At 68.5% G+C, this 22963-nt stretch carries 18 protein-coding genes; 11 read left to right on the plus strand and 7 right to left on the minus strand.

The features are described 5' to 3' along the window. Positions 1 to 157: 157 nt before the first annotated feature. The 3 genes from V7Q42_RS18750 to V7Q42_RS18760 form a co-directional block, all read right to left on the minus strand. Positions 158 to 2038, minus strand: a complete 1881-nt coding sequence (locus V7Q42_RS18750; protein WP_333825698.1) for a DUF882 domain-containing protein — start codon at positions 2036 to 2038, stop codon at positions 158 to 160. 312 nt (positions 2039 to 2350) lie between these two features. Beyond that, positions 2351 to 5026 carry a L,D-transpeptidase family protein gene (locus V7Q42_RS18755; protein WP_333825699.1) on the minus strand — a complete coding sequence of 892 codons (2676 nt, stop codon included), beginning with the start codon at positions 5024 to 5026 and terminating at the stop codon, positions 2351 to 2353. Between the two features lie 112 nt (positions 5027 to 5138). Next, positions 5139 to 6713, minus strand: a complete 1575-nt coding sequence (locus V7Q42_RS18760; protein ID WP_333825700.1) for a sigma-54-dependent transcriptional regulator — start codon at positions 6711 to 6713, stop codon at positions 5139 to 5141. Between the two features lie 255 nt (positions 6714 to 6968). Here V7Q42_RS18760 and V7Q42_RS18765 point away from each other — a divergent pair, with 255 nt between their 5' ends. Together V7Q42_RS18765 and V7Q42_RS18770 are read left to right on the plus strand one after the other, a co-directional pair. Then, positions 6969 to 8804, plus strand: a complete 1836-nt coding sequence (locus V7Q42_RS18765; RefSeq protein WP_333825701.1) for a M3 family oligoendopeptidase — start codon at positions 6969 to 6971, stop codon at positions 8802 to 8804. 173 nt (positions 8805 to 8977) lie between these two features. Further along, positions 8978 to 9763, plus strand: a complete 786-nt coding sequence (locus V7Q42_RS18770; RefSeq protein WP_333825702.1) for a tellurite resistance TerB family protein — start codon at positions 8978 to 8980, stop codon at positions 9761 to 9763. A 225-nt stretch (positions 9764 to 9988) separates the two neighbouring features. Here V7Q42_RS18770 and V7Q42_RS18775 read toward each other — a convergent pair whose 3' ends face one another. Beyond that, on the minus strand, positions 9989 to 11665 hold the full coding sequence (locus V7Q42_RS18775; RefSeq protein WP_333825703.1) for a methyl-accepting chemotaxis protein: 1677 nt from the start codon (positions 11663 to 11665) through the stop codon (positions 9989 to 9991). A gap of 376 nt (positions 11666 to 12041) precedes the next feature. After that, positions 12042 to 13181, minus strand: coding sequence for an RluA family pseudouridine synthase (locus V7Q42_RS18780; protein WP_333825704.1), 1140 nt, complete (start codon positions 13179 to 13181; stop codon positions 12042 to 12044). Positions 13182 to 13202: 21 nt separating this feature from the next. Here V7Q42_RS18780 and V7Q42_RS18785 point away from each other — a divergent pair, with 21 nt between their 5' ends. Next, positions 13203 to 13565 (plus strand): DUF6476 family protein, encoded by a 363-nt coding sequence (locus V7Q42_RS18785; RefSeq protein WP_333825705.1) that lies wholly within the window; start codon positions 13203 to 13205, stop codon positions 13563 to 13565. A gap of 145 nt (positions 13566 to 13710) precedes the next feature. Then, positions 13711 to 14541 (plus strand): inositol monophosphatase family protein, encoded by an 831-nt coding sequence (locus tag V7Q42_RS18790; RefSeq protein WP_442958236.1) that lies wholly within the window; start codon positions 13711 to 13713, stop codon positions 14539 to 14541. A gap of 219 nt (positions 14542 to 14760) precedes the next feature. On the opposite strand, the gene V7Q42_RS18795 is transcribed toward V7Q42_RS18790, so the two are convergent. Further along, on the minus strand, positions 14761 to 16662 hold the full coding sequence (locus V7Q42_RS18795) for a propionyl-CoA synthetase (protein ID WP_333825708.1): 1902 nt from the start codon (positions 16660 to 16662) through the stop codon (positions 14761 to 14763). Positions 16663 to 16989: 327 nt separating this feature from the next. Between V7Q42_RS18795 and V7Q42_RS18800 the strand changes: the two genes are divergently transcribed. Continuing rightward, a complete protein-coding gene (locus V7Q42_RS18800) occupies positions 16990 to 17751 on the plus strand; it encodes a sulfite exporter TauE/SafE family protein (protein ID WP_333825709.1) in 762 nt (253 codons plus the stop codon). A gap of 489 nt (positions 17752 to 18240) precedes the next feature. On the opposite strand, the gene V7Q42_RS18805 is transcribed toward V7Q42_RS18800, so the two are convergent. Beyond that, positions 18241 to 18420 (minus strand): YdcH family protein, encoded by a 180-nt coding sequence (locus V7Q42_RS18805; RefSeq protein WP_333825718.1) that lies wholly within the window; start codon positions 18418 to 18420, stop codon positions 18241 to 18243. A gap of 334 nt (positions 18421 to 18754) precedes the next feature. On the opposite strand from V7Q42_RS18805, the gene V7Q42_RS18810 reads away from it, so the two are divergent. From V7Q42_RS18810 to V7Q42_RS18835, 6 genes are all read left to right on the plus strand, one after another. After that, positions 18755 to 18961, plus strand: coding sequence for a YdcH family protein (locus tag V7Q42_RS18810; RefSeq protein WP_333825710.1), 207 nt, complete (start codon positions 18755 to 18757; stop codon positions 18959 to 18961). A 105-nt stretch (positions 18962 to 19066) separates the two neighbouring features. Next, positions 19067 to 19564, plus strand: a complete 498-nt coding sequence (gene purE, locus V7Q42_RS18815; protein WP_333825712.1) for a 5-(carboxyamino)imidazole ribonucleotide mutase — start codon at positions 19067 to 19069, stop codon at positions 19562 to 19564. Positions 19565 to 19572: 8 nt separating this feature from the next. Further along, a complete protein-coding gene (locus V7Q42_RS18820) occupies positions 19573 to 20673 on the plus strand; it encodes a 5-(carboxyamino)imidazole ribonucleotide synthase (RefSeq protein ID WP_333825713.1) in 1101 nt (366 codons plus the stop codon). Between the two features lie 206 nt (positions 20674 to 20879). Continuing rightward, entirely contained in the window at positions 20880 to 21110 is a 231-nt protein-coding gene (rpsU, locus tag V7Q42_RS18825) for a 30S ribosomal protein S21 (protein WP_333825715.1), read from the plus strand. Positions 21111 to 21270: 160 nt separating this feature from the next. Beyond that, positions 21271 to 22161, plus strand: coding sequence for a tetratricopeptide repeat protein (locus V7Q42_RS18830; protein ID WP_333825716.1), 891 nt, complete (start codon positions 21271 to 21273; stop codon positions 22159 to 22161). A gap of 336 nt (positions 22162 to 22497) precedes the next feature. Next, the gene (locus tag V7Q42_RS18835; RefSeq protein WP_333825717.1) at positions 22498 to 22767 is read left to right on the plus strand and encodes a lipoprotein; all 270 of its coding nucleotides are present in this window, start codon (positions 22498 to 22500) and stop codon (positions 22765 to 22767) included. Positions 22768 to 22963: the final 196 nt, after the last annotated feature.

The raw sequence follows: 22963 nt of genomic DNA on the forward strand, positions 1-22963 counted from the left end.
CACATTAAACGCATCAAATCAACATGATGGTCCAACCGCGCACAGGTCTCATGAGGTCGCACCTGCCTGTCGAAAATGCGAACGGCGCCCGAAAGGGCGCCGTTTTCGTTCCCGGGCGTCGTCGACGAACGCTTCGTCCGCGTCCGCCTCGGCCGGATCACTCGGTGTGCAGAATCGCCAGGGCGACGATCGCCGGCCCGGTGAAGCGCTGTTGCCTGAGGTCGTCGATCGACGAGCCGAACCCGGTGGCCAGGGTCACGCCCGGTTTTTCGAGGAGAGCCCCGAGGCTCTGCTGATCGGGATGACGCAACAGCGCGAAGTCGGCGCCGGAAACGTCGTCCGTTCCGTCGTAGAGCTTGAGTTCCGAGGCGCGGTCGGACTTGCCGATCGTCAGCGGCGACGTCGTCGTCGCGGCGAGGCGGTCGTGCTTGCCGGCCTGGGCGGCGGCGCGCGCCAACGCGGCGGAAGCCGTCGACGGCGGCGCCGCGAACCGCGACGCGATCGGATCACGCGTGTCCTGCGGCAGCGAGGCGGTCTGCATCGCCGTCATACCGCGCGACGCCGGCGGCAACGAAGCGGTGGCGAAACCGGCGCTCTCCGGTGCGGATGCCGGCGCATAGCCGAGAGCCACCGTCGGCTCGTCGCGTTCGCCGGTGAGCGCCGAGAACGCCTGCGTCGGATCTCCCATCCCGTCGAGACCGGCGACCCGCATCGAACCACCCGGCCGCGGGCGCGGCATCACGACGGCGATCGGCGTGCCGAAGGAGCCTTCTGCCGAGGCCAGAAGCTGCGCACCGGCCGAACCCGGCCGCGCCATCGGCAGCGGCACGGCGATCGGCGTGCCCCGCACCGGTTCGGCGGCGAGCGCGGCGAGTTGCTGGGACTCGCTCTCCCCGGTCGGTTTGCCGCTCGGTCCGCGAACCCAACCCGGCGGCAACCCGTCCGAGTTCGGCCCATAGCGCGACGGGATCGTCTCCGCCGCACTCGCGGTCCGCATCGGCGAGGGCTGCGGCATCGGCAGGCCGACGAGCGAGCCACCGGCGGGCGTCGACGCGGCGGCGACCTGCGGCTCGGCGCGACGGTCCGGCGCCGGCTGCGGCAGCTCGACTTCGGCGAGACGGACCTGCGGCTGGATCGGCTGCTTCGGCGAGGAACGATAGACCGGCACGCCGGCGACCCCGGGGGGAGCCTCTTCGGCGCGCGCCACCACGGTCTTGGAGGCCGGCAGTGGTCCCTGGCGCAGTTCCTGCACACGCCGCGACGGTGGCGCCGCGCCCTCTTCGTCCTCTTCGTTCGAAGCCGAATAGGACGAAGACGAAGATCCGCCGCCGAACAGCGCCGCGAGCAGACCGCCGCCCGAGGACGACCGCGTCGAGCCGCCGCCGCGCGCCTTGCGCGTCTCGACCTCGGCCAACGCCTGCTGATAGCCCGGCAGCGGTTCGCCGTCGGCGGGAAGATGCGCCGTGTGGCCGTTGGGGAAGAGACGGACCAGCTGCTCCCGGGTCATGCGCGGCCAGGCGCGCACCGAGCCGGTGTCCATGTGGACGAAGGGCGAACCGGAGGACGGATAGAATCCGACGCCGCCGAGCTGCTGCTTCATGCCGACCTCGCGCAGCCGCGACAACGGCACGTCCGGCAGGTAGAAGTCCATCGCCTTGCCCAGCATGTGCTGCGAGAACTTGGCGACGCCGCGCGAGCGGCCTCTCAGCGCGTTGTTGGTGGTGGGCGAGCGGTAGCCGGAGACGATGTGGATCGGCTGATGCGAGCCGGCTTCCCGGTAGACCTCCCAGACGAGGTCGAACAGCAGCGGATCCATCCGCGTCACTTCGTTGCGACGCCAATCGCGAAGCAGGCGGTTGAGTTCTTTGAGACCGTTCTGGTCGTAGGCGCCGTCGCGCTTGAACACGATCGAGGCGCGTTCCTGCGTATGGGTATTGTAGAGGGAAAGCGAGCGGACTTCCGAATGGGCGATGCCGGCCGACCCGGCGAGAAGACACGTTCCGGCGAGAAACCTCGCCACGCTGCGGCGTTTACCCATCTACATGCGCCCCGAACGAACCCGAGAGTGTCTTTCCACGATCGGACGCAAGAGGAAAGGCCGAAGATGGCCTTTCGACGACGTCGCGCCCGGAAGCCCCACTTTCACCCGAAACGGTTAATGAAACTTTTACCTTGATGCCGTTTCGGAAGGGATCTCTTCACCACGTGTGAGTTCGTCGGAAAGATAGGCTCTGTTCGCCCCCGCGCAAATACGTAGGAACCGCCACCCTTCACAGTCGAATTTCAGTCACGACACCGGAATGTACCGGCCGGCCGGAGGGCGACGCATCCGGTTGCTCGGCGTCGCGCCTCACAACCCGAGCAGCCGCTTCACCCGGCCGTCGTGACCGTAGAGGTCGGGGCGGGTCTGCAACTGCCCGGCGTCGTCCACCCAGGCGGTGAAGTAGGTGATGTGGACCGGGATCGTCTGCTTCAGCGAGATGGTCTTCTCGCCGCCGCCGACCATCTTCTTCAGCCGCGCCCCGTCGAGCTGGTCCGGCTCCTCCGACAGCACCGCATCGGCGAAGGAGAAGGGCTCGTGGACACGGACGCAGCCGTGGCTGAGCGCCCGATAGTCACGCGCGAACAGGCTGCGCGACGACGTGTCGTGCAGATAGACGGCATGCTGGTTGGGGAACAGGAACTTGATGTTGCCCAGTGCGTTGCCGCCACCCGGCCGCTGGCGGATCGTCACCTTCGAGGCGTCGACCGTCGACCAGTCGACGGTGGTCGGATCGACCCGGCGACGCCCGACCTCGACCTCCCAGGCGCCGCTCGCCAGCGCCCCGCCGGCGGTCGACTGCGCCTTGCCGATCATCTCCTTCTTGACGATCGAATAGGGCACGTTCCAGTAGGGGTTCACCACCACGTAGCGCATCGCTTCGGAGAACACCGGCGTCGGGTTCGACGGCTTGCCGACGATGACGCGCGCATGATGGATCGACCTGCCGTCCTTCATCACGTCGAGGTGGAAGTCGGGCACGTTGACGAAGACGTGCAACTCCCCGAGGTCGCGCGGCAGCCAGCGCCAGCGCTCCATGTTGGAGATCACCTCGGCCACCCGCCCGGCGGTGCCGGAATTCTCGCCGTTGAGGGCGGAGAGCGTCTCGCGACCGACCTTGCCGTTGGCGGCGATGCCGCGCTCGCGCTGGAAGGTCTTCACCGCCTCGGCCAGAGCCGGATCGTAGACATCGGCGTCGGAGACGACGTCGGAGACCCCGAGCCGCTCGCGCAGCAGCGCCACGCGCGCGTCCTTCTGCCCCGGCTTGAGCAGCGGCCCGGCCGGGACCATCACCATCGGCTCTTCCTTGGCGCCGCGCAGCTCGGCGAGCATCGCCTTGAGCCGGCGATAACCCTCGTGCGGCGGCGCATAGGCGTCGAGCGTCGCGACGACGTCGCGCGACCCGGCGATGCTGTCGAGCACCTCGCGCGCCTCGGTCGGCGGCGGCTTCGGCGTCACCAGATCGTGCACCCGACGCGGATCGAAACTCCCGGACCGGAGATGCCGGGCGAGCCGCACCACGTCGAGCGCGACGTCGATCTCGGCCTTGGCGCGTGCCTCCGGCGCCATGCCGGCGGTGATCGGCGCGAAAGCGTAGTCCTTCGGATCGAGCCCGTCGCGATCGGCCCGCGCGATCACCGTCATCGCCGCCCGGGCCTGATCGGTGGTGCCGCGCGCGTCGACGAACAGCGGCAGGAAGGCCCGGTCGGCATAGAAGTCGAGCAACGCCGCCCGATCGGCCCGTTCCTCCGACGTACCGGCGCGCGGCTGACGCTCCTCGAGCGCCGCCTTCAACGCCGCCGCCGCCTGTTCGGTGGCGATCGTCGCGGCGATCGCCGCGTCGGGCGTCGCATAAGGCACCGTGGCCGGGATCGGCAGAGCGAACAGCGGCGCAGCCGGCGTCGCGGTGGCCGGTACCGCGGGCGCCGCCACGGGCGCCGCGGTGGCGGCGACGGGGGCCTGCGCCGGAAAGCTCGCTTCGACGCTTCCGGTCTTTTCCGGCACGGCCGGAGATGCGGTGTCGGTCGGCTTCGCCGCAACCGGCTCGGACGCCGTCGAGTAGCTCGCGGCGGCCGGCGCCGCGGCGGGGACGGTTTCGGTCGCGGCCGGTGCGCTCGCCACGGCCGACTTCGCAGCCTCCACGGCCACCGGCGCAGCAGTTGCGGCTTCCGCCGGCTTCGCAGCTTCGAGCGCAGGTACGGCAACGGCCTCCGCCGGCTTCGGCGTCTCGGGGGCAGGAGCCGCCACGGTTTCCGCCGGTTTCGAGGCTTCGGGCGCGGTGGCCGTGTCCGCCGGCTTCGGTGCCTCGGAAACGGGAGCCGCTACGCTTTCCGTCGGTTTCGGGGCTTCGGGCGCGGTGGCCGTGTCCGCGGGCTTCGGTGCCTCGGGGGCAGGAGCCGCTACGGTTTCCGCCGGTTTCGTGGACCCGGGCACCGGAACGGCGACGGACTCCGCCGGCTTCACGGCGTCCGAAGCCGGGGCCGCCTCCGCCGGTTTCGGCGCTTCGGCCGCGGGCTTCGCCGCTTCGGGCACGGTATCAGCCGGTTTCGCCGGCGCGGGATCGGCCGCCACCGGCTTCGGCTGGGCAGCCGCCGTCCCCGCTTCGGTGCTCGTCACCGCCGCCTGCCGCTTCGGCTCCGGCTGGACCTTCGGCTCCGGGGCGACCTTCGGCTCTCCGAGCCCGCCGCTCTGCGGCGCCCGGATCTCGCTGAGGCCGCCGGTGCGCGGTCCCGGCCCGACCGCGAAGATCGAGCCGGTCATGATCCGGTCGACCACCTCGTCGGTGATCGTGTCGCCGGCCCGCGCCGCATCGATCGCCGCAGCCGGATCGACGATCATGCCGGGCGCCGCCCGCGGCGGCGTCACGCTGTCGGCCGTGGCGACGATCGCCGCCGACGGCTCGGCGGTCTCAGCGAGCGCCGGTATCGTGGCGACGGTCGCCAGAATCGTTCCCAAGAGGAGCGAGGACCAGCCGGACGATGTCATGTCGTGCGCTCCCGAGACGCGGTTCGAGTCGAGATCCGGAAAACGGAAGAATGTTACGTCGGGTGAGACGCGGTCAATCCACGAAAGCGCGATCCATCGATCGCGATCCCGATCATTCGGCCGCTTCCACGTTCGTCGTGTCTTCCAAACCATATTCCTTGAGCTTGCGATAGAGCGTCGAGCGCCCGATTCCGAGCCGCCGCGCCACTTCCGTCATTCGTCCACCGTAATGATCGATGGCGATGCGGATCATTTCTTCCTCGATCGCCGCCAGATCGCGCACGTGGCCGGTCTCGTCGAGCGACCTGAGGAAGCCGAACGGCGCCGGTCCCGACCCGGTCGCCAGCCCCGACGGGCTCGGCGACCAACCCGACATCGCCGTCTCCGACGCTCCTCCGGCGACGAGCCGCGGCAGCGACGGCACCGGCGCCGACGCCGCGAGAGCCTCACCGGCGCCGCCGGTGATCGACATCGCCCGGCGTCCCTCGGCCGAGACCGGACCGACCTGGGCGGCGATCTGCGGAAACTCCTCCAACCCGAGGTGGTCACCGTCGGAGAGCACCACGGCGCGGAAGACGGCGTTCTCGAGCTGGCGCACGTTGCCGGGCCAATCGTAACGCTCGAGCAGCGCCATCGCCTCCGCCGTCACGCCGATCAGGCGGCGGCGGCCCTCTTCGGCGGCGAAGCGCGCGACGAAGGTGCGGATCAGCTCCGGGATGTCCTCCTTGCGCTCGCGTAAGGGAGGCACCCAGACGGGGAAGACGTTGAGGCGGTAGTAGAGATCCTCGCGGAAGCGACCTTCCTTGGTGAGGTCGAGGAGCGAGCGGTTGGTCGCCGAGATCAGCCGGAAATCGACCTTGACCGGTTTGCGCGCGCCCACCGGCTCGATCTCGCCCTCCTGGATGGCGCGCAGCAACTTCACCTGGATCTCGGCCGGCAACTCGCCGACCTCGTCGAGGAAGAGCGTGCCGCCGTGGGCCTCCTGGAACTTGCCGACGTGGCGGTCGACGGCCCCGGTGAAGGCCCCCTTCTCGTGGCCGAAGAGGATGGATTCGACCAGATTCTCGGCGATGGCGCCGCAGTTGACCGTGACGAACGGCTTGGCTCGGCGATCCGACGAGCCCTGGATGGCGCGAGCGATGAGTTCCTTGCCGACCCCGCTCTCGCCTTCGATGAGGATCGGGATCTGCGACCCCGCGGCGCGCCGGCCGAGGCGGATCACCCGCTCCATCGCCGGCGACGAGGTGGCGAGATCGTCGAAGGTCAGCGTTCCCGTCGCCGCCCGGCGCGACCGCACCACCTCCTCTTCGAGACTGGCGAACTTCAGCGCATTGGCGACCGACACCTGCAACCGTTCCGGCGAGATCGGCTTGACCACGAAGTCGAAGGCGCCGGCGCGCATCGCCGAGACCACCACGTCGATGCCGCCGTGGCTGGTCTGGACGATGACCGGAACGGCCATTTCCGCCTTGCGCATCTCGCCGAGCACGCCCATGCCGTCGAGATCCGGCATCACCAGATCGAGGATGACGAGAGAAATGGTCCGTCCGTCCGGTCCGCTCAGGACCTTCAACGCCTCGACGCCACTCTCCACCACCACCGGGCTGTGACCGAAGCGGCGCACCGCCTCTTCCAGGAGCCGCCGCTGGATCGGATCGTCGTCGACGACGAGAATGCGCTCGCCCATGTCTTTCCCTGTGCTTGATGCGGTGTCTCGAATCGAGTCGATCGTCGCGGCACGAGGTTGACCAGTGGTTAACGGCGGGCGTCACGGTGGGACGTATCCCCATCTCGACGCCCCTCTGCGACGATCGCCCGCGCCTCCCGGCCCGACCGCCATCTCGACGGTTGAAGCCGGCGCCGATCACCCGATATGGATGGAGACCGCCGCGCGTCGCCGTCGCGACCGCCGCCTTTCTCGCCCTCGGAGCCGCGCCGCCAGATGAACCGTTCTCCCGCCGCCGTCCTCGACCAGAACACCGGAACCGGCGCCGCCTCGCCCTTCGGCCGCCTCCCCGAATGGAACCTCGCCGATCTCTATCCGGCGATGGAGAGCCCGGAACTGACCGGCGACCTCGCCCGCGGCCTCGCCGATGCGGAGGCCTTCGAGGCGAAGGCCAAGGGAGCCCTCGCCGACATCGCCGCCCGCGGCGACGCCACCGCGCTCCTCGCCCTGGTGAAGGACTACGAGGCGCTGCAGGACCGCCTCGGCCGCATCGGCTCCTACGGCGGCCTCGTCTACTGCGGCGACACCACCGATCCGGTGCGCGCCAAGTTCTACGGCGACATCCAGGACAGGATCACCAAGGCCTCGACCCATCTCATCTTCTTCGAGCTGGAGCTCAACCGCATCGACGACGCGGCCATCGACGCCCTGATCGGAAAGGACGCGGGCCTAGCCCACTATCGCCCGTGGCTCGAGGACATCCGCAAGGAGAAGCCGCATCAGCTCGCCGACGAGATCGAGCGACTGTTCCACGAGAAATACGTCACCGGCGCCGCCGCCTGGACCCGCCTCTTCGACGAGACCGTCGCCTCGCTGCGCTTCTCGGTCGGCGGTGAGGACCTGCCGCTCGAAGCGACGCTGTCGCGCCTCCAGGACGCCGACGAGACCAAGCGCCGCGAGGCGGCCGAAGCGCTCGCCGTCACCTTCAAGGCCAATCTGCGCGTCTTCACCCTGATCATGAACGTGCTCGCCAAGGACAAGGAGATCTCCGACACCTGGCACCGTTTCGCCGATCCGGCCGACGCGCGCCATCTCTCCAACCGGGTCGAGCCGGAAGTGGTCGCCGCGCTGGTCGAGGCCGCCCGCGCCGCGTTCCCGAAGCTGTCGCACCGCTACTACGCGCTGAAAGCCAAGTGGATGGGCAAGGACAAGCTCGAGCACTGGGATCGCAACGCGCCGCTCGCCACCGCGCCGGCGCGCACCATCCCCTGGGACGAGGCGCGCGACACCGTGCTTCGTGCCTACGGCCGCTTCTCGAAGGATCTGGCGAACCTCGGCAAGCGCTTCTTCGACAATCCGTGGATCGACGCCCCGACCCGTCCCGGCAAGGCGCCGGGCGCCTTCGCTCATCCGACCGTGCCCTCGGCGCACCCCTATCTGCTGGTCAACTACCAGGGCAAGGTGCGCGACGTCATGACGCTCGCCCACGAACTCGGCCACGGCGTCCATCAGCTCCTCGCCGCCCCCAACGGCGCGCTGATGGCCCCCACCCCGCTGACGCTGGCCGAGACGGCCTCGGTCTTCGGCGAGATGCTGACCTTCCGGGCGCTCTTGGCGGACGCGAAGTCGGTCGAGGAGAAGCGGGCGATGCTCGCCTCCAAGGTCGAGGACATGATCAACACGGTGGTCCGCCAGATCGCCTTCTACACCTTCGAGCGCAAGATCCACGCCGCCCGCCGCGACGGCGAATTGACCGCCGACGACATCTCGCGCTTCTGGATGGAGGTGCAGTCCGAGAGCCTCGGCCCGGCGATCCGGCTCGGTGAGGGCTACGAGACCTTCTGGGTCTACATCTCCCACTTCGTCCACTCGCCCTTCTATGTCTACGCCTACGCCTTCGGCGACTGTCTGGTGAACTCGCTCTACGGCGCCTACGAGAAGAACCCGGACGGCTTCCAGGCGAAGTACTTCGCCCTGCTCGAGGCCGGCGGCACCCGCCATCACAAGGAACTGCTCGCCCCCTTCGGCCTCGACGCCGGCGATCCGAACTTCTGGTCGCTCGGCCTCGCGGTGATCGAGGGCCTGATCGACGAATTGGAGGTGATCGGCTGAGGACGGCGGAGGCGACACCGCGCCACCCCGACGGAATTCTTTTCGTCACGATCGCCGTGCGACCTTGAAATGACCACCGCCCGTGATCAGATCGAGCGGGCCGACATCCGGCCGATCGGCGGGCGGAGAGGCATGCCGCTCGATCGGCGGCGATCCATTCGGGAGGACCGGAGATGTTCGACGCCACCAAGCTTCTGGAACAGCTGCTCGGACCCCAGGGCGCCGCCACGGCGCAGGGCTACATCGATCAGGGCACCAAGGCGATGGAAGGCTTCGTCGGGTCCGACGCCGTCGCCAAGGGCAAAGAGATGCTCGGGGAGGGACTGACGTCGCTCGAGTCGACCGCCACCCGGTACGTCGGCGCCGAGAAGGTCGAGCAGGCCAAGACCCTGGTGAAGGAGAACCAGCTCGCCACCGGCGCCGTCCTCGGCGGCCTGCTCGGCCTGCTGGTCGGCACCGAGAGCGGCCGCAACGCCGCCGGCACCGCCGTCAAGGTCGGCTCGCTCGCCGCCCTCGGCGGTCTCGCCTGGAAGGCCTATCAGAACTGGCAGACGGCCAACGCCCCGACCGGCGAACCCGCCGCCGCCCCGCCCGCCACTCTCGACCCGGCCGCCGAGCAGAAGCTCGCCGCCTCCACCATCATCGCCATGGTCCAGGCCGCCAAGGCCGACGGCCACATCGACGACGCCGAGCGCGCCGCCATCATGGGCCGCGTCGGCAAGCTCGAAGGCGCCGCCAGGGCCTTCCTCGAGACCGAACTGGCCGCTCCGATCGACGTCGACCGCGTCGCCGGTCTGGCGACCAACCAGCAGGAGGCGGTCCACCTCTACGCCGCCTCTCTCCTCGCCATGGACCCCGATCAGGCGATCGAGCGCGCCTATCTCGCCGCGCTCGCCCTGAAGCTCCACCTGTCGGCCGATCTCGTCGCCGAGATCGAGCGCGGCGTGAAGCGCGCCTGATACCATCGGCCATTGAAAATGACCGATGGTATTCCTGACGCGAATTTCTCATGCCCCGGATGCGAATGAGAAATTCGCATTCCTCCAAAAGGCCGGGTGCGTCAGCGCCTTCGGCCTTTGGTATGACGCCGTCGCGCACCACGCGCTCGGCGACATCGCCCAAAAATGCCGACGGCGGCGGTCCCTCGACCGCCGCCGTCCTCGTTTTCGATCCGACGCCCGGGCTCACGCCGCGGCGAGATCGCGCGCGAAGGTCTCGACCTCGCTCCTCAGATCCACCGCCTGACCCGACAGGCCGTTCGACAACGACATCAGCTGCGTCGCCGCCGCGCCGGTCATCTCCGCCGCCCGACCGACGCCGGAGATGTTCTCGGTCACCTGCTGGGCGCCCTGCGCCGCGCGCTGGCAGTTGACCGCGATCTCGCCGGTCGCCGCGCCCTGTTCCTCGACCGCGCCGGCCACCGCCGCCGAGATCTGCTTGACGTCGGCGATGGTGCGGACGATGGCGTTCATCGACTGCACCGTACCCTCGGTCGCTCCCTGGATCTCGCTCACCTTGGCGGCGATCTCGTCGGTCGCCTTGGCCGTCTGCGAGGCGAGCTGCTTGACCTCGGAGGCGACCACCGCGAAGCCCTTGCCGGCCTCTCCGGCGCGCGCCGCCTCGATCGTGGCGTTGAGCGCCAGGAGGTTGGTCTGGTCGGCGATGCCCTTGATCAGGTTGATCACGTCGCCGATCGCCGAAGCCGCACTCGCCAACAGGTCGATCCGCGTGTGCGAGGACTCGGCCTCCGAGTAGGCCATGTCGGCGACCCGCGTCGAATGCGCCATCTGGCCGTTGATCTCGCGTACCGAAGCGGCGAGTTCCTCCGACGACGCGGCGACCGTCTGGACGTTGGACGCCGCCTCCTCCGCCGCCGCCCCGACCGCCTGGGCCTGACGGGAGGTCTCTTCCGCCGTCGCCGAGAGGTTCTTGGCGGAATCCGCGACCTCACCCGACGACTTGTCGAAACCGGCGGCGAGCGACGTCATGCGGGTGACGAAGGCGTCGACCAGCGACTGACGCCGGCGCACCTGCTCGCGCGCCGCCGCATCCGCCGCCGTCTGGGCGGCACGGGCTTGCTCGGCGGCGGAAAGCTGACCGCGCAACACCTCGAGCGACTGCGCCATGGCGCCGATCTCGTCGCGCCGCTCGGTGCCGGTGACCGCCTGCCCGAGATCGCCGTGCCCCATCGCCTCCATCACCTTCATCATCGAAGCGATCGGGGCCGAGATGCCACGGTTCGTCAGGAAGACCGCTAGTCCGACGATCGCCAGAACCACGGCGGCGATACCCCCGAGCGTCACGCGCCCGGTCCATGCCGCCATCGCCTCCGCCGCCTTCTTCTGCGCATTGGCCGAGGCGATGAACTCGTCGTTGATGGCGCTGAGCTGCTTGATCACACCGAGGGCGGCCGGCTCGCAGGTCGACCGCAACAGGCCGAGTGCCCGACCGGCGTTGACCGGATCGCTCTTGTCGGCAGCCGCCTTGATCGCCGGACCGCAGGTCCCGGTGAGCGCGGCGTCGTGCGCCTTGCGCAATTCGTCGATCTTCGGGCCGAACTCGGGAACGATCTTCTTGGTGTCGACCAGAGTCTGGTCGAAGATCTTCGCCGCGTCCTCGCGGTCTGCGATCGCCTCGCGAACGTCGGCTTCGGTCGCCGCCGACGCTGTTCGATAGATCGCCGCGTCCTGCAACACGATGTAACGGCTGGCTCGACTGACGTTGCGCGTCGCCGTCGCCGGCCCTTCGAGCAGCGCCTCGTAACGATCGCCGATCAGTTCCATCTGCCAGGACGCATAGTAGGCGCCGCAGAGTGCCGCGGTGCCGAGCAGCAATAGAAGGCTAACGACCTTCCAGATCATTTTCCAATCGGAGTAAAACATCGACGCCACCTCCAATAATCAGAGATTTGACGGGGTTCCGTCAATTTGTCGGCGGGCAGAGTTAAGCAATCGTTAATGACGCGAGTTCATCGCGGGAAATTCTTGAGTATGACTGCATCAAATTTAGACAACTAACGTATGAAATGCCATCATAGCCAAAGGCACAAATATCAGAAATAGAAATATTTGATTACACGCTTTTTATTCTTTATAGCAGAATGGTGTTTCTGAATTTGAAGGGACGACGATCCGATCTATGGCCACACATCTTCACAACCGACAGACGTCGATGAACACAACCAAAGTTGCAAGCACATGCAAAAACAGCACGATATTGCACGGATCTGAGACCGTATCATTCCAGAGCGCGCAGAGCTTCGATCAGCCGTTCCATGTCTTCCGGCACGTCGCTTTCGAAGCGCATCACCTTTCGCGTCTTCGGATGAGCGAAGACCAGGAGACGGGCATGCAGCGCCTGCCGGCCGAGCGCCCGTAGCGCCGCACCGGCCTCGGGGGCCTCGCGATCGAGCTTCTCGAGTTTGGTGCGATATCCCGAACCGTAGAGATCGTCGCCGAGCAGCGGATGGCCGATGTGGGCGAAGTGCACGCGGATCTGGTGGGTACGGCCCGTCTCCAGCCGGCATTCGACCAGCGACACGTCACCCTCGCGCCCGGCCGCGCCGAAGGTTTCGAGCACTTCGAAATGGGTGATCGCCTCGCGCCCGCCCGACTTCACCACCGCCATCGCCTGCCTGTTGCGCGGGTCGCGGCCGATGTCGCCGGTGATCGTACCCTCGCGGTACTTCGGCACCCCCCAGATCAGCGCCAGATAGGCGCGCTCGAGCGGCCCGGTGCGGCCGTGATCGGCGAATTGCGCAGTGAGTTTCTGGTGCGCCCGGTCGGTCTTGGCCACCACCATGACGCCAGACGTGTCCTTGTCCAGCCGGTGGACGATGCCCGGCCGCTCGACCCCGCCGATGCCGGAGAGCGAACCGGCGCACCGGTGCAGCAGCGCGTTGACCAGCGTGCCGGAAGAGTTTCCGGCGCCGGGATGGACGACGAGCCCGGCCGGCTTGTCGACGACGATCACCTCGGCGTCCTCGTGGAGCACGTCGAGCGGGATCGCCTCGGGCTGCGGCGCCGCCGCGGTCGGCGCCGGCAGATCGACGACGACGCGGGCGCCCGCGTTGATCTTGCGCGAGGCGTCGATTACGGTCGCGCCGTCGATCGCCACCCGGCCCTCGCCGATCAGGCTCTTCAGCCGCGAGCGGGACAGGGTGGAGATCCGACGCGCCAGCGCCGCGTCGAGACGTTCGCTCGGGGCCCCCGCCTCGATTTCGATCTCGATCGGACCGGCGCCCGGAGCGGCGGCATCCTCTTCCGCGTCGATCTCGTCGAGGTTCTCGACGTCTTCGACCACCGGCGGCGGCGCGGCGAGGCTCTCGGTCCATTCCGCCGCCTTACGCGCCATGCGCTCGCGCTTCGTCTCACGCATCTCACGAGCCCCCGATCCCCGATGACCAATCCGAATTTCGCCGAAGAAGACGAAAAGCCCCTCGACGCCGCCCAACTGCGCCTGCAGGCGAAGTTGAAGCGACTGCTCTTCTGGTCCACCGGCGTGATGGTGCTCGGCCTCGTCGCCGTCTTCGCCGCGATCTTCTATCGCGTCACCAAGGCCGATGTGAAGCCCGCCGTCGCATGGGACCGCCCGATCGTCGCCGAGGTGCCGATGCCCGAGGGCGGCCGCGTCGTCGCGACGACGCTCGAAGGCAACCGGATGGCCGTCACCGTCGAGAGCCCCAAAGGCGCGGCGGTCCTCCTCGTCGACCTCGAGACGATGAAGGTGGTCAGACGGCTGGAACTCGCCGGAGCGAAGTGACGAAAAGGCCGCGACCGACGCCGCCCGAGCCGCCGGCGTCCTCCCGGCGACGCGGTGCAGAACCCCACGCTTCGCTCTCCCCGTGCCGCGCGGCGCGGCGTATGAAGAGCGACGCCTTCGAACCGCGAGCCGAGCCGCCATGCCCCTGCCCTTTTCCGCCGCCGATCTCGACGACCTCCTCGCCATCCTGACCGCGGCGGCCGACGCCGAGATCCTGCCGCGCTTCCAGCGCCTGGAAGACGACGACGTCGGCACCAAGTCGGGTCCGATGGACCTCGTCACCGTCGCCGACCGCGCCGCCGAGGCCGCGATCGCCGCCGCCGTGGCGGCACGCTTCCCCACCGCCGCCTTCGTCGGCGAGGAGAGCGTCGCCGAGGACCCGGCCCGCCTCGACCTCCTGGGCACCGCCGATCTCGCCATCGTCGTCGACCCGATCGACGGCACCTTCAACTTCGCCTCCGGCCTGCCGCTCTTCGGCGTCATGGCGGCGGTCGTCGCCGGCGGCGAGACGATCGCCGGGATCATCCTCGATCCGCTGACCGGCAGCCACATGACCGCGGTGAAGGGCGAAGGCGCCCGGCTCGGTTTCCGCGACGGCCGCCCGGCGCGGCCGTTGCGCGTCGCCGCGGCGGAGCCGGTCGGCGAGATGCACGGCTGCGTCTCGTGGTCCTACATGCCGGGAAGCCTGCGGGAGACCGTCGCCACCCGCATGGCCCGCCTCGCCGCCACCTACAACTACCGCTGCGCCGCCCACGAATACCGCCTCGCCGCCACCGGCGCCTGCCACGTGCTCGCCTACGGCAAACTCATGCCCTGGGACCACCTCGCCGGCTGCCTGATCCATACGGAAGCCGGCGGCTTCTCGGCCAAGTTCGACGGCTCCCCCTACTGCCCGACCGACATCGGCGGCGGGTTGCTGCTGGCGCCGGATGCGACGAGTTGGCGAGCCTTGCGCGAGGCGCTGATAGAGGGCTGATTTCGGACGAAGGAAGTCCCGACCTGTTCGCCATGCTGCGGAGGCACTTCATCCTGAGGCGCGAGCGCAGCGAGCCTCGAAGGATGAAGCCGAACAGGGAGTTGGTCCGCTCGCAACGAGACGTGATTCGACGAGTTGGTGTGACACCCCCCGAACATGAAGAGGCCCGGCCCCCTCGCGGCGACCGGGCCTCTTTCATCTCTCGCGATCGGCTTCCGATCAGACGCCGATGCCGCGGTCGCGGATCGCCGCTTCGATCTCGTCGAGCACCGAGGCGTCGTCGATCGTCGCCGGCATGTTCCATTCCTGGTGATCGGCGATCTTCTGCATGGTGCCGCGCAGGATCTTGCCCGAGCGGGTCTTGGGCAGACGGTCGACGGTGATCGCCACCTTGAAGGCCGCGACCGCTCCGATCTTGGCCCGCACCAGCGCGACGAGTTCCTTCTCGATCTCCTCCGGCGACTTGGTGACGCCGGCCTTCAGCACCACGAAACCGCAGGGCATCTGGCCCTTCATGTCGTCGTGGACGCCGATGACGGCGCATTCGGCGACGTCGGGATGGGAGGCGAGAACCTCTTCCATACCGCCGGTCGACAGGCGATGGCCGGCAACGTTGATGATGTCGTCGGTGCGCGCCATGATGAAGAGGTAGCCGTCCTCGTCCATGTAGCCGGCGTCACCGGTCTTGTAGTAGCCGGGGAAGTCGACGAGATAGCTGTCGATGAAGCGCTGATCGGCGTTCCACAGCGTCGGCAGGCACGAGGGCGGCAGCGGCAGCTTGATGACGATCGAGCCCATCTCGCCCGCCTTCACCTGATGCATGCCGTCGTCGACGATCTGCACGTCGTAGCCCGGCATCGGCACCGTCGGCGAGCCGTATTTCACGGGAAGGAGGCCGAGGCCGACCGGATTGCCGGCGATCGCCCAACCCGTCTCCGTCTGCCACCAGTGATCGATCACCGGCACGCCGACCTTCTCCTCGGCCCACTTCACCGTGTCCGGATCGGCGCGTTCGCCGGCCAGGAACAGGTTGCGCAGGGACGAGATGTCGTACTTCTTCAGGAACTCGCCGTTCGGGTCTTCCTTCTTGATGGCGCGGAAGGCGGTCGGCGCGGTGAAGAAGCCGGCGACCTCGTACTCCGAGATGATCCGCCAGAAGGTGCCGGGATCCGGCGTGCCGACCGGCTTGCCCTCGAAGACGATGGTGGTCGCGCCGTAGAGCAGCGTGGCGTAGCAGATGTAGGAGTGGCCGACGACCCAACCGACGTCGGACGCCGCCCAGAACACCTCGCCCGGCTCGATGCCGTAGTGGTTCTTCATCGACCAGGCGAGCGCCACCGCATGGCCGCCGTTGTCGCGCACCACGCCCTTGGGCGCGCCGGTCGTGCCCGAGGTGTAGAGGATGTAGAGCGGATCAGTCGCCAGAACCGGCACGCAGGGGACCTCGCGGCCCTTGTTCTTCTCGACCAGCGCGCCGAGATCGTGGTCGCGCGGCGCCTTCAGCTCGGCGGTGACCTGCGGCCGCTGGGTGAGGAACACCGCGTCCGGCTTGTGGGTGGAGAGATCGATCGCCTCGTCGAGCAGCGGCTTGTAGGGCAGCACCTTCTTGCCCTCGATGCCGCAGGAGGCGGTGATCACCGCCTTGGGCTTGGCGTCGTCGATGCGGGTCGAGAGCTCCCGCGGCGCGAAGCCGCCGAACACCACCGAATGGATGGCGCCGAGACGGGCCACCGCCAGCATGGCGATCACCGCCTCCGGGATCATCGGCATGTAGACGATGACGCGGTCACCCTTGACGACGCCGACGTCGGCGAGCGCCGCGGCGGTCGCCTGGACGCGCTCGAGCAACTCGGCGTAGGAGATCTTGGCCTTCACGCCCGTCACCGGGCTGTCGTAGATGATCGCCGTCTGCTCGGCGCGGCCACCCGCCACGTGACGGTCGACGGCGTTGAAGCAGGTGTTCATCTCGGCGCCGGCGAACCAACGGCCGTAGGGACCCGACGACGGATCGAACACCTTGTCCCAGGGCTTGACCCAATCGATCGCCTCGGCGGCTTCGGCCCAGAAGCCCTCCGGGTCCGTCTTCCAGCCCTGATAGACTTCCGCGTATCGGCTCGTCATGGCGCTCCTCCCGTCTGACCCACGATTTTTCGTCGGATTTCGGCCGATAGGCTTTCACACCGGCGCCGACCCGCCGCAATGCTACGTTCGACTACGGCGGCCGGCGATTACGCATTGATCCCGATCAAGAATGTCGGTCTGCAGCGCAACGAGCGCACACTCGTCGATCGTTTTGCCGGGTCGCGAACCCGATCCGCGTCGGCCGGTGGCGGAGCGATCGGCTGCGATGTCGGATCGCCACTTGCTCGACCCGCGAAATCCGATGATCTAGGAAGGATATCGTACCGCCGCCGCCCGGGCGATGGACCAAGTCGCACGACCGGTGCCATGACGCTTCCCGATCTCCCCTTCCTCCTCGCCGCTCTCCCCGCCGCCGCCCTCGTCGGCCTCTCCAAGGGCGGGCTGCCGATCGTCGGCATTCTCGGCGTACCGGTGTTGGCGCTGGTGGTGTCGCCGGTCCAGGCGGCGGGCCTCTTGCTGCCGATCTACGTCGTCTCCGACTGGTTCGGTCTGTGGGCCTATCGGCGCGAATTCGATCGCCGCAATCTGGCGATCCTCATCCCCGGCGCGGTCGCCGGCATCACGCTGGGCTGGGCCACCGCCTCGCTCGTCTCGGAAGTGGCGGTGACGCTGCTCGTCGGCGTCATCGGCCTCGCCTTCGTCGCCGACCGGGCGCTGAAGCGCGGCGCGAGCGGACCGGCGCGGCCGGCGGACATTCCCCGCGGCCTGTTCTGGGGCGCGGTCACCGGCTTCACCAGCTTCGTCTCACATTCCGGCGGCCCGCCCTATCAGGTCTACGTGCTGCCGCAACGGCTGCCCAAGATGGTCTTCGCCGGCACCTCGACCATCTTCTTCACCGTCGTCAACGCGGTGAAGCTGATCCCCTACTGGGCGCTGGGCCAACTGTCGCTCGCCAACCTCGAGAAGGTGGCGATCCTGGTGCCGGCGGCCGTCGCCGCGACGCTCTTCGGTGTCCGGCTCACCCGCCTCTTGCCGGAGAAACTGTTCTTCCGCCTGGTGCTCGCCGCACTGGCGGTGATCTCGGTGAAGCTGGTGATCGACGGCGTGCGCGGGCTCGGCCTCGTCTGAGACCGGGTTCACGAAATTCGGACTCGTCCGAATTTCGTGAGTTTCGGCCTGACCGGCCGACGCCCGTTCGGGCTTGCCTTCGCCCATGAAGTTCCGAAGAGGTCGGAACTTCATGGGCTCGGTCTGAGACGCACGGCAGCGGGCAGCGGATCGCCGCGCCGACCGGACGACGAGGAGATTTCCCCGATCATGGTCGACGGGTGCTCTCCGCGATCGGTCGAATCGACGCGTTTCGCGCCGTCATGATCGACGAACTCTTCGCCGGATCGTTCGAATGCGTGTCGAACCGATCGAAAACCGCGCCCGGCGTCGCGGGATGCCGCGGCATTCCCGGCGGAGCCGCGGCGTTCCCACCGGAGCCCCGGCCTCTTTTCGGCGAGACCGCATTCCCGTCACCGGCGCGGTCCCGACGCTTCCGCATCGACGAAAACAGAGACGCCGCGGAAAATGCCGCGGCGTCTTCAAACGAGTTCGGAGCAGACCCCCTGATCAGTGCAGGGTGGCGCCTCCCGTCAGGCGATTGATCTCGTCCTTCAGCAGCAACTTGCGGCGCTTCATTTCGGCGATCTCGAGCGAATCGCTGCTGGGATGGGCGAGAGCCTCCTTGATCTGTGTTTCGAGAGCAGCGTGCCGGCGTTCGAGCTCCGCAAGATGCGATTCGATGGACATTGCTCCTGCCTCCTTGGTTGGGCATAACGAGATCATCATGTCATGAAAATGAGACCATGCAATCGGCATACTGCCGGATTGCACCGCTTCGTGAAGTGGCGCAGCCGGTCCCACCGCACCACCGTCGCCACCCGATACGATGTCCTCGCGGATCGATTTCTCCGGCCGCGAAGGCACGGCCGATTTCGTTTCGCCGCACGAACCGGAGGCTGCCCTTTTTCGATCCGATGGACTATTCTTCCTCCCGTCCGAGCCGACCATGCGCATTCCGCGCACCACCGGCCGGCGTTCACACGTGTCCTTCATCGATGAACGAAAAGTCGGTCGCCCGGACATGACGGAAGAAGAAGAGAAAGACATCCGCGCCGAACTGGCCCGCCTGCGCCAGGAGCACCGCGATCTCGATTTCGCGATCGGCGCCCTCTCCGACACCGGCCGGGGCGACCATCTCACCCTGCAACGGCTGAAGAAGAAGAAGCTGGCGATCAAGGACCGCATCGGCCACCTCGAGGACCGTCTCGTCCCCGACATCATCGCCTGAACCGCGGAATGTTCCGGGATCTCCCGGTGGCCGGATGTCGGCTTGCGCCGGGGAAGGTGATCGGTTATGTCGCCCGCTTCCCCGTTTCACCCTCATGAGGACCAGATGGTCGCATCCACCCCGCCGGTCGCCGTCATCATGGGCAGCCAGTCCGATTGGGAGACCATGCGCCACGCCGCCGAGACGCTCGACGCCCTCGGCATCGCCCACGACGACCGCATCGTCTCCGCCCATCGCACCCCCGAACGCATGTTCGACTTCGCCAAAGGCGCCAAGGCGGCCGGGTTCCAGGTGATCATCGCCGGCGCCGGCGGCGCCGCGCATCTGCCCGGCATGACGGCGGCGCTCACCTCGCTTCCGGTCTTCGGCGTTCCGGTCGAGAGCAAGGCGCTCAGGGGTGAGGACAGCCTCCTCTCCATCGTCCAGATGCCGGCCGGAATCCCGGTCGGCACGCTCGCCATCGGCCGCGCCGGTGCGGTCAACGCCGCGCTCCTCGCCGCCGCCGTGCTGGCGCTCCACGATCCCGCCCTCGCCGACCGGCTCGACGCCTGGCGCAGCCGCCAGACCACGGTCGTCGCCGAACGACCGGTCGACACCCCCTGAGGCCTGCCATGACCGACCCCGCCGCCCGCCCCGTCCGCACCGTCGGCATCCTCGGCGGCGGTCAGCTCGGCCGCATGATGGCGCTCGCCGGCGCCCGGCTCGGCCTGCGCTCGGTGGTGCTCTGCCCGGATCCCGACAGCCCGGCCTTCGAGGTCGCCGCCGAGCACATCGTCGCCGCTTACGAGGACGAGGCCGCCCTCGCCGATTTCGCCGCGCGGGTCGACGTCGTCACCTACGAGTTCGAGAACGTACCGGCGGCGACCGCCGCCTTCCTCGCCGCCCGCGTGCCCGTCCGCCCCGGACCGCGCTCGCTCGAAGTGTCGCAGGACCGCCTCGCCGAGAAGACCTTCCTCGCCGCACTCGGCATCCCGACCGCCCCGTTCCGCGCCGTCGACGAGCGCGCCGACCTCGAGGCGGGCCTCGCCGAGATCGGCTTCCCGGCCGTGCTCAAGACCCGCCGCTTCGGCTACGACGGCAAGGGCCAGGCGAAGATCGGCAATCCCGACGACGTCGGTCCGGCGTTCGACGCCATGAGGGGCCAACCGGCCATCCTCGAGGGCTGGGTGCCCTTCTCCCGCGAGATCTCGGTGCTGACCGCCCGCGACGTCGAAGGCCGCATGGTCACCTACGACGTGCCGGAGAACCGCCATCGTCAGCACATCCTGAAATTCTCGCGCGTCCCCGCCGGCCTCGCGCCGACCACCGAGGCGGCCGCCCGCCGCATCGGCGAGAGCGTCGCCGATGCGCTCGAACACGTCGGCGTCATCACCGTCGAACTCTTCCTTCTGGAGACCGCCGAGGGCGAACGCCTGATCGCCAACGAAATCGCGCCGCGCGTCCACAACTCCGGCCACTGGACCGAGAGCGCCTGCCTCGTCTCCCAGTTCGAGAGCCACATGCGCGCCGTCGCCGGCCTGCCGCTCGCCGGTCCCGTCCGCCATTCCGACGTCGAGATGGAGAACCTGATCGGCGACGAGGCCCGCGACCCGGAGCGCTATCTCGCCGAAGCCGGGGCTTCGCTCCATCTCTACGGCAAGACCGAGATCCGGGCCGGCCGCAAGATGGGCCACGTCAATCGCATCCGCCCGCGCGGCCTCGCCGGCGCCTGAGAGAAGCGGCGGAGAAACGCGCGCGACGTGTGGACAGGCCGCTTCGATTCTGCTACGGAACCGCCACTTCGCGAGCGGCACACGCGTGCCGTGACCGAGTGCTTTTCCCCGATCGTCATCGTTCGCCGGGTTTTCCGGGTGGTGGCCGTCGTCGGGGTGGGGTGCTCTTGGCGAAATTCGAACACACTCAAGATGGGATCGAACGCGTGCAGGTTCTCGTTCGCGACAACAACGTCGACCAGGCTCTCAAGGCGCTGAAGAAGAAGATGCAGCGCGAGGGTATCTTCCGCGAGATGAAGCTCCGCGGTCACTACGAGAAGCCCTCGGAGAAGAAGGCGCGCGAGAAGGCCGAGGCCGTTCGCCGCGCCCGCAAGCTCGCTCGCAAGCGTGCTCAGCGCGAAGGTCTCCTGCCGGGCAAGCCCGCCGCCAAGCGTTGATCGCCCGTCGCGAGACGTGAGATGATGGAACCGTGACGCGTCGATGGGCGCGTGACGGTTCTTCGTTTTTCTCGACCGCGCCAGGGGTCTTCGCCCCTGCGAGCGAAACCGCCGAACCGGATGTTCCGGGCCGCCGCGCGATCATGCAGGAGCCGCACCGATGTCGCTCGCCGCACTCGACCTCCGCTTCCCCCGCGCCCTCGGCGCCCGTGTTTTCGGCGCCGCGATGACCGTCGCCGTCTTCGGCGGCCTCGCCGGCTGCGGCCAGGTGAACGGCGGCTACGGCGGCGGCACCGGCGGCGGTGGTGCGGCCCAGCTCTCGGCCGATGCCGGCGCCGGCTCGCAGGCCAACATCGCCTCGCTCACCGAGGTGATCAAGGCCAATCCCAACGACGCCAACGCCTACAACATCCGCGGCACCGCCTTTGCCCGCGGCGGCGACGCCAAGTCGGCCCTCGCCGATTTCGATCAGGCGCTGAAGATCGCCCCCGACTTCCATCAGGCCTGGGCCAACAAGGGCCTCGCCTATCGCCGGCTCGGCCGCTTCGATCTGGCGGTCGACGCCTATTCGCGCGCCATCGCCATCAAGCCGGACTACGACACCGCCTATCTCGGTCGTGGCGCCGTGCGCCGCCAGCTCGGCCAGATCGATCTGGCGCTCGCCGACTATTCGGAAGCCATCCGCATCAATCCGCGCAACCCCGGCGCCTACCACGATCGCGCCATCGCCCGGCAGGGCCAGGGCGACAAGGCCGGCGCCATGGCGGACTATTCCGCCGCCATCGAACGCGACGCCTCGGCGCCGGAACCCTTCAACGCCCGCGGCCTGCTCAAGGTCGAGAACGGTGACCTGCGCGGCGCCCTCGACGATTTCAACGGCGCCCTCAACAACGACCTCTATTTCGGCGAGGCCTGGATCAATCGCGGCATCGTCGAGGAGCAGCTCGGCGACCGCAAGGACGCGCTCGCCTCCTGCCAGCGCGGCGCCGCCATCGTGCCGACCTCCAAGCTCGGCCAGGACTGCGTCCGCCGCCTCGCCGGCGCCCGCTGAAACACGCCCCGCCGGTCGGCGGCTCCACACCCCGCGGCGGCGCCGTTTCGAACGCCGCCCGCCGCCGTGGTTGACGAATACCTGCCGCGACACGCCCATCCGCGCCGACACCGCTGGTGAAGCGTTCACCCGGACGGCGGGTTGTTCGCCGATGGACCGATTTTTCGGATTCGTTTCCTTGCCGTCGCCATGATCGTGCCTATTCTCGGCACGCCGTGGCTTCGAATCTTCACGCTGAAGATGTCGTCTCCACGGGATCGTTTCGGCGCCTCGCGCGCGCGACGAACCGTTCCGGGCAGCCCGTCGCAGGGCGCCGTCCCACGAGAGGGGGTTCACATGAAGAAGTTTCTCGTCCTCGCCGTCGCCGCCGTCGCGCTCGCCGGCTGCAACACCACGTCCCAGACCGACCGCACCCTCGGTGGCGCCGCCATCGGCGCCGGCACGGGCGCGCTGATCGGTGCGGCCACCGGCGGTGGCGGCCGCGCCGTGGCCACCGGCGCCCTCATCGGTGCCGGCACCGGCGCCGTCGTCGGTGCCGCCACCACGCCGAAGCGCTGCGTCGCCTACGACGACTACGGCCGCCGCTATCGCGTGCCCTGCCCGTGATCGACGTCGGACGGGCGCCGCCACCGGCGTCGCCCGCCCCATCGATACGAAGAGAGCCCCGGATCGGCCGATCTCGGGGCTCTCTCTTTTCGTCCGCGGTGAGAAGCCGGCGGCCGAGGCCGCCCGCTCCCGTTCCCGATCATGAGACCTGTGCGCGGATAGGTCTCGACGACCGTCATCTGACGTGATTCACTCA

The sequence above is a fragment of the Pinisolibacter sp. genome (assembly GCF_036782435.1).
Classification (GTDB): Bacteria; Pseudomonadota; Alphaproteobacteria; order Rhizobiales; family Ancalomicrobiaceae; genus CALBKH01.

Excerpts from the sequence above, each read along its gene's own strand:
- V7Q42_RS18750 (WP_333825698.1), bottom strand. The coding sequence starts at position 2,038 with ATGGGTAAACGCCGCAGCGTGGCGAGGTTTCTCGCCGGAACGTGTCTT.
- V7Q42_RS18755 (WP_333825699.1), bottom strand. The coding sequence starts at position 5,026 with ATGACATCGTCCGGCTGGTCCTCGCTCCTCTTGGGAACGATTCTGGCG.
- V7Q42_RS18760 (WP_333825700.1), bottom strand. The coding sequence starts at position 6,713 with ATGGGCGAGCGCATTCTCGTCGTCGACGACGATCCGATCCAGCGGCGG.
- V7Q42_RS18765 (WP_333825701.1), top strand. The coding sequence starts at position 6,969 with ATGAACCGTTCTCCCGCCGCCGTCCTCGACCAGAACACCGGAACCGGC.
- V7Q42_RS18770 (WP_333825702.1), top strand. The coding sequence starts at position 8,978 with ATGTTCGACGCCACCAAGCTTCTGGAACAGCTGCTCGGACCCCAGGGC.
- V7Q42_RS18775 (WP_333825703.1), bottom strand. The coding sequence starts at position 11,665 with ATGATCTGGAAGGTCGTTAGCCTTCTATTGCTGCTCGGCACCGCGGCA.
- V7Q42_RS18780 (WP_333825704.1), bottom strand. The coding sequence starts at position 13,181 with ATGCGTGAGACGAAGCGCGAGCGCATGGCGCGTAAGGCGGCGGAATGG.
- V7Q42_RS18785 (WP_333825705.1), top strand. The coding sequence starts at position 13,203 with ATGACCAATCCGAATTTCGCCGAAGAAGACGAAAAGCCCCTCGACGCC.
- V7Q42_RS18795 (WP_333825708.1), bottom strand. The coding sequence starts at position 16,662 with ATGACGAGCCGATACGCGGAAGTCTATCAGGGCTGGAAGACGGACCCG.
- V7Q42_RS18800 (WP_333825709.1), top strand. The coding sequence starts at position 16,990 with ATGACGCTTCCCGATCTCCCCTTCCTCCTCGCCGCTCTCCCCGCCGCC.
- V7Q42_RS18805 (WP_333825718.1), bottom strand. The coding sequence starts at position 18,420 with ATGTCCATCGAATCGCATCTTGCGGAGCTCGAACGCCGGCACGCTGCT.
- V7Q42_RS18810 (WP_333825710.1), top strand. The coding sequence starts at position 18,755 with ATGACGGAAGAAGAAGAGAAAGACATCCGCGCCGAACTGGCCCGCCTG.
- purE (WP_333825712.1), top strand. The coding sequence starts at position 19,067 with ATGGTCGCATCCACCCCGCCGGTCGCCGTCATCATGGGCAGCCAGTCC.
- V7Q42_RS18820 (WP_333825713.1), top strand. The coding sequence starts at position 19,573 with ATGACCGACCCCGCCGCCCGCCCCGTCCGCACCGTCGGCATCCTCGGC.
- V7Q42_RS18830 (WP_333825716.1), top strand. The coding sequence starts at position 21,271 with ATGTCGCTCGCCGCACTCGACCTCCGCTTCCCCCGCGCCCTCGGCGCC.
- V7Q42_RS18835 (WP_333825717.1), top strand. The coding sequence starts at position 22,498 with ATGAAGAAGTTTCTCGTCCTCGCCGTCGCCGCCGTCGCGCTCGCCGGC.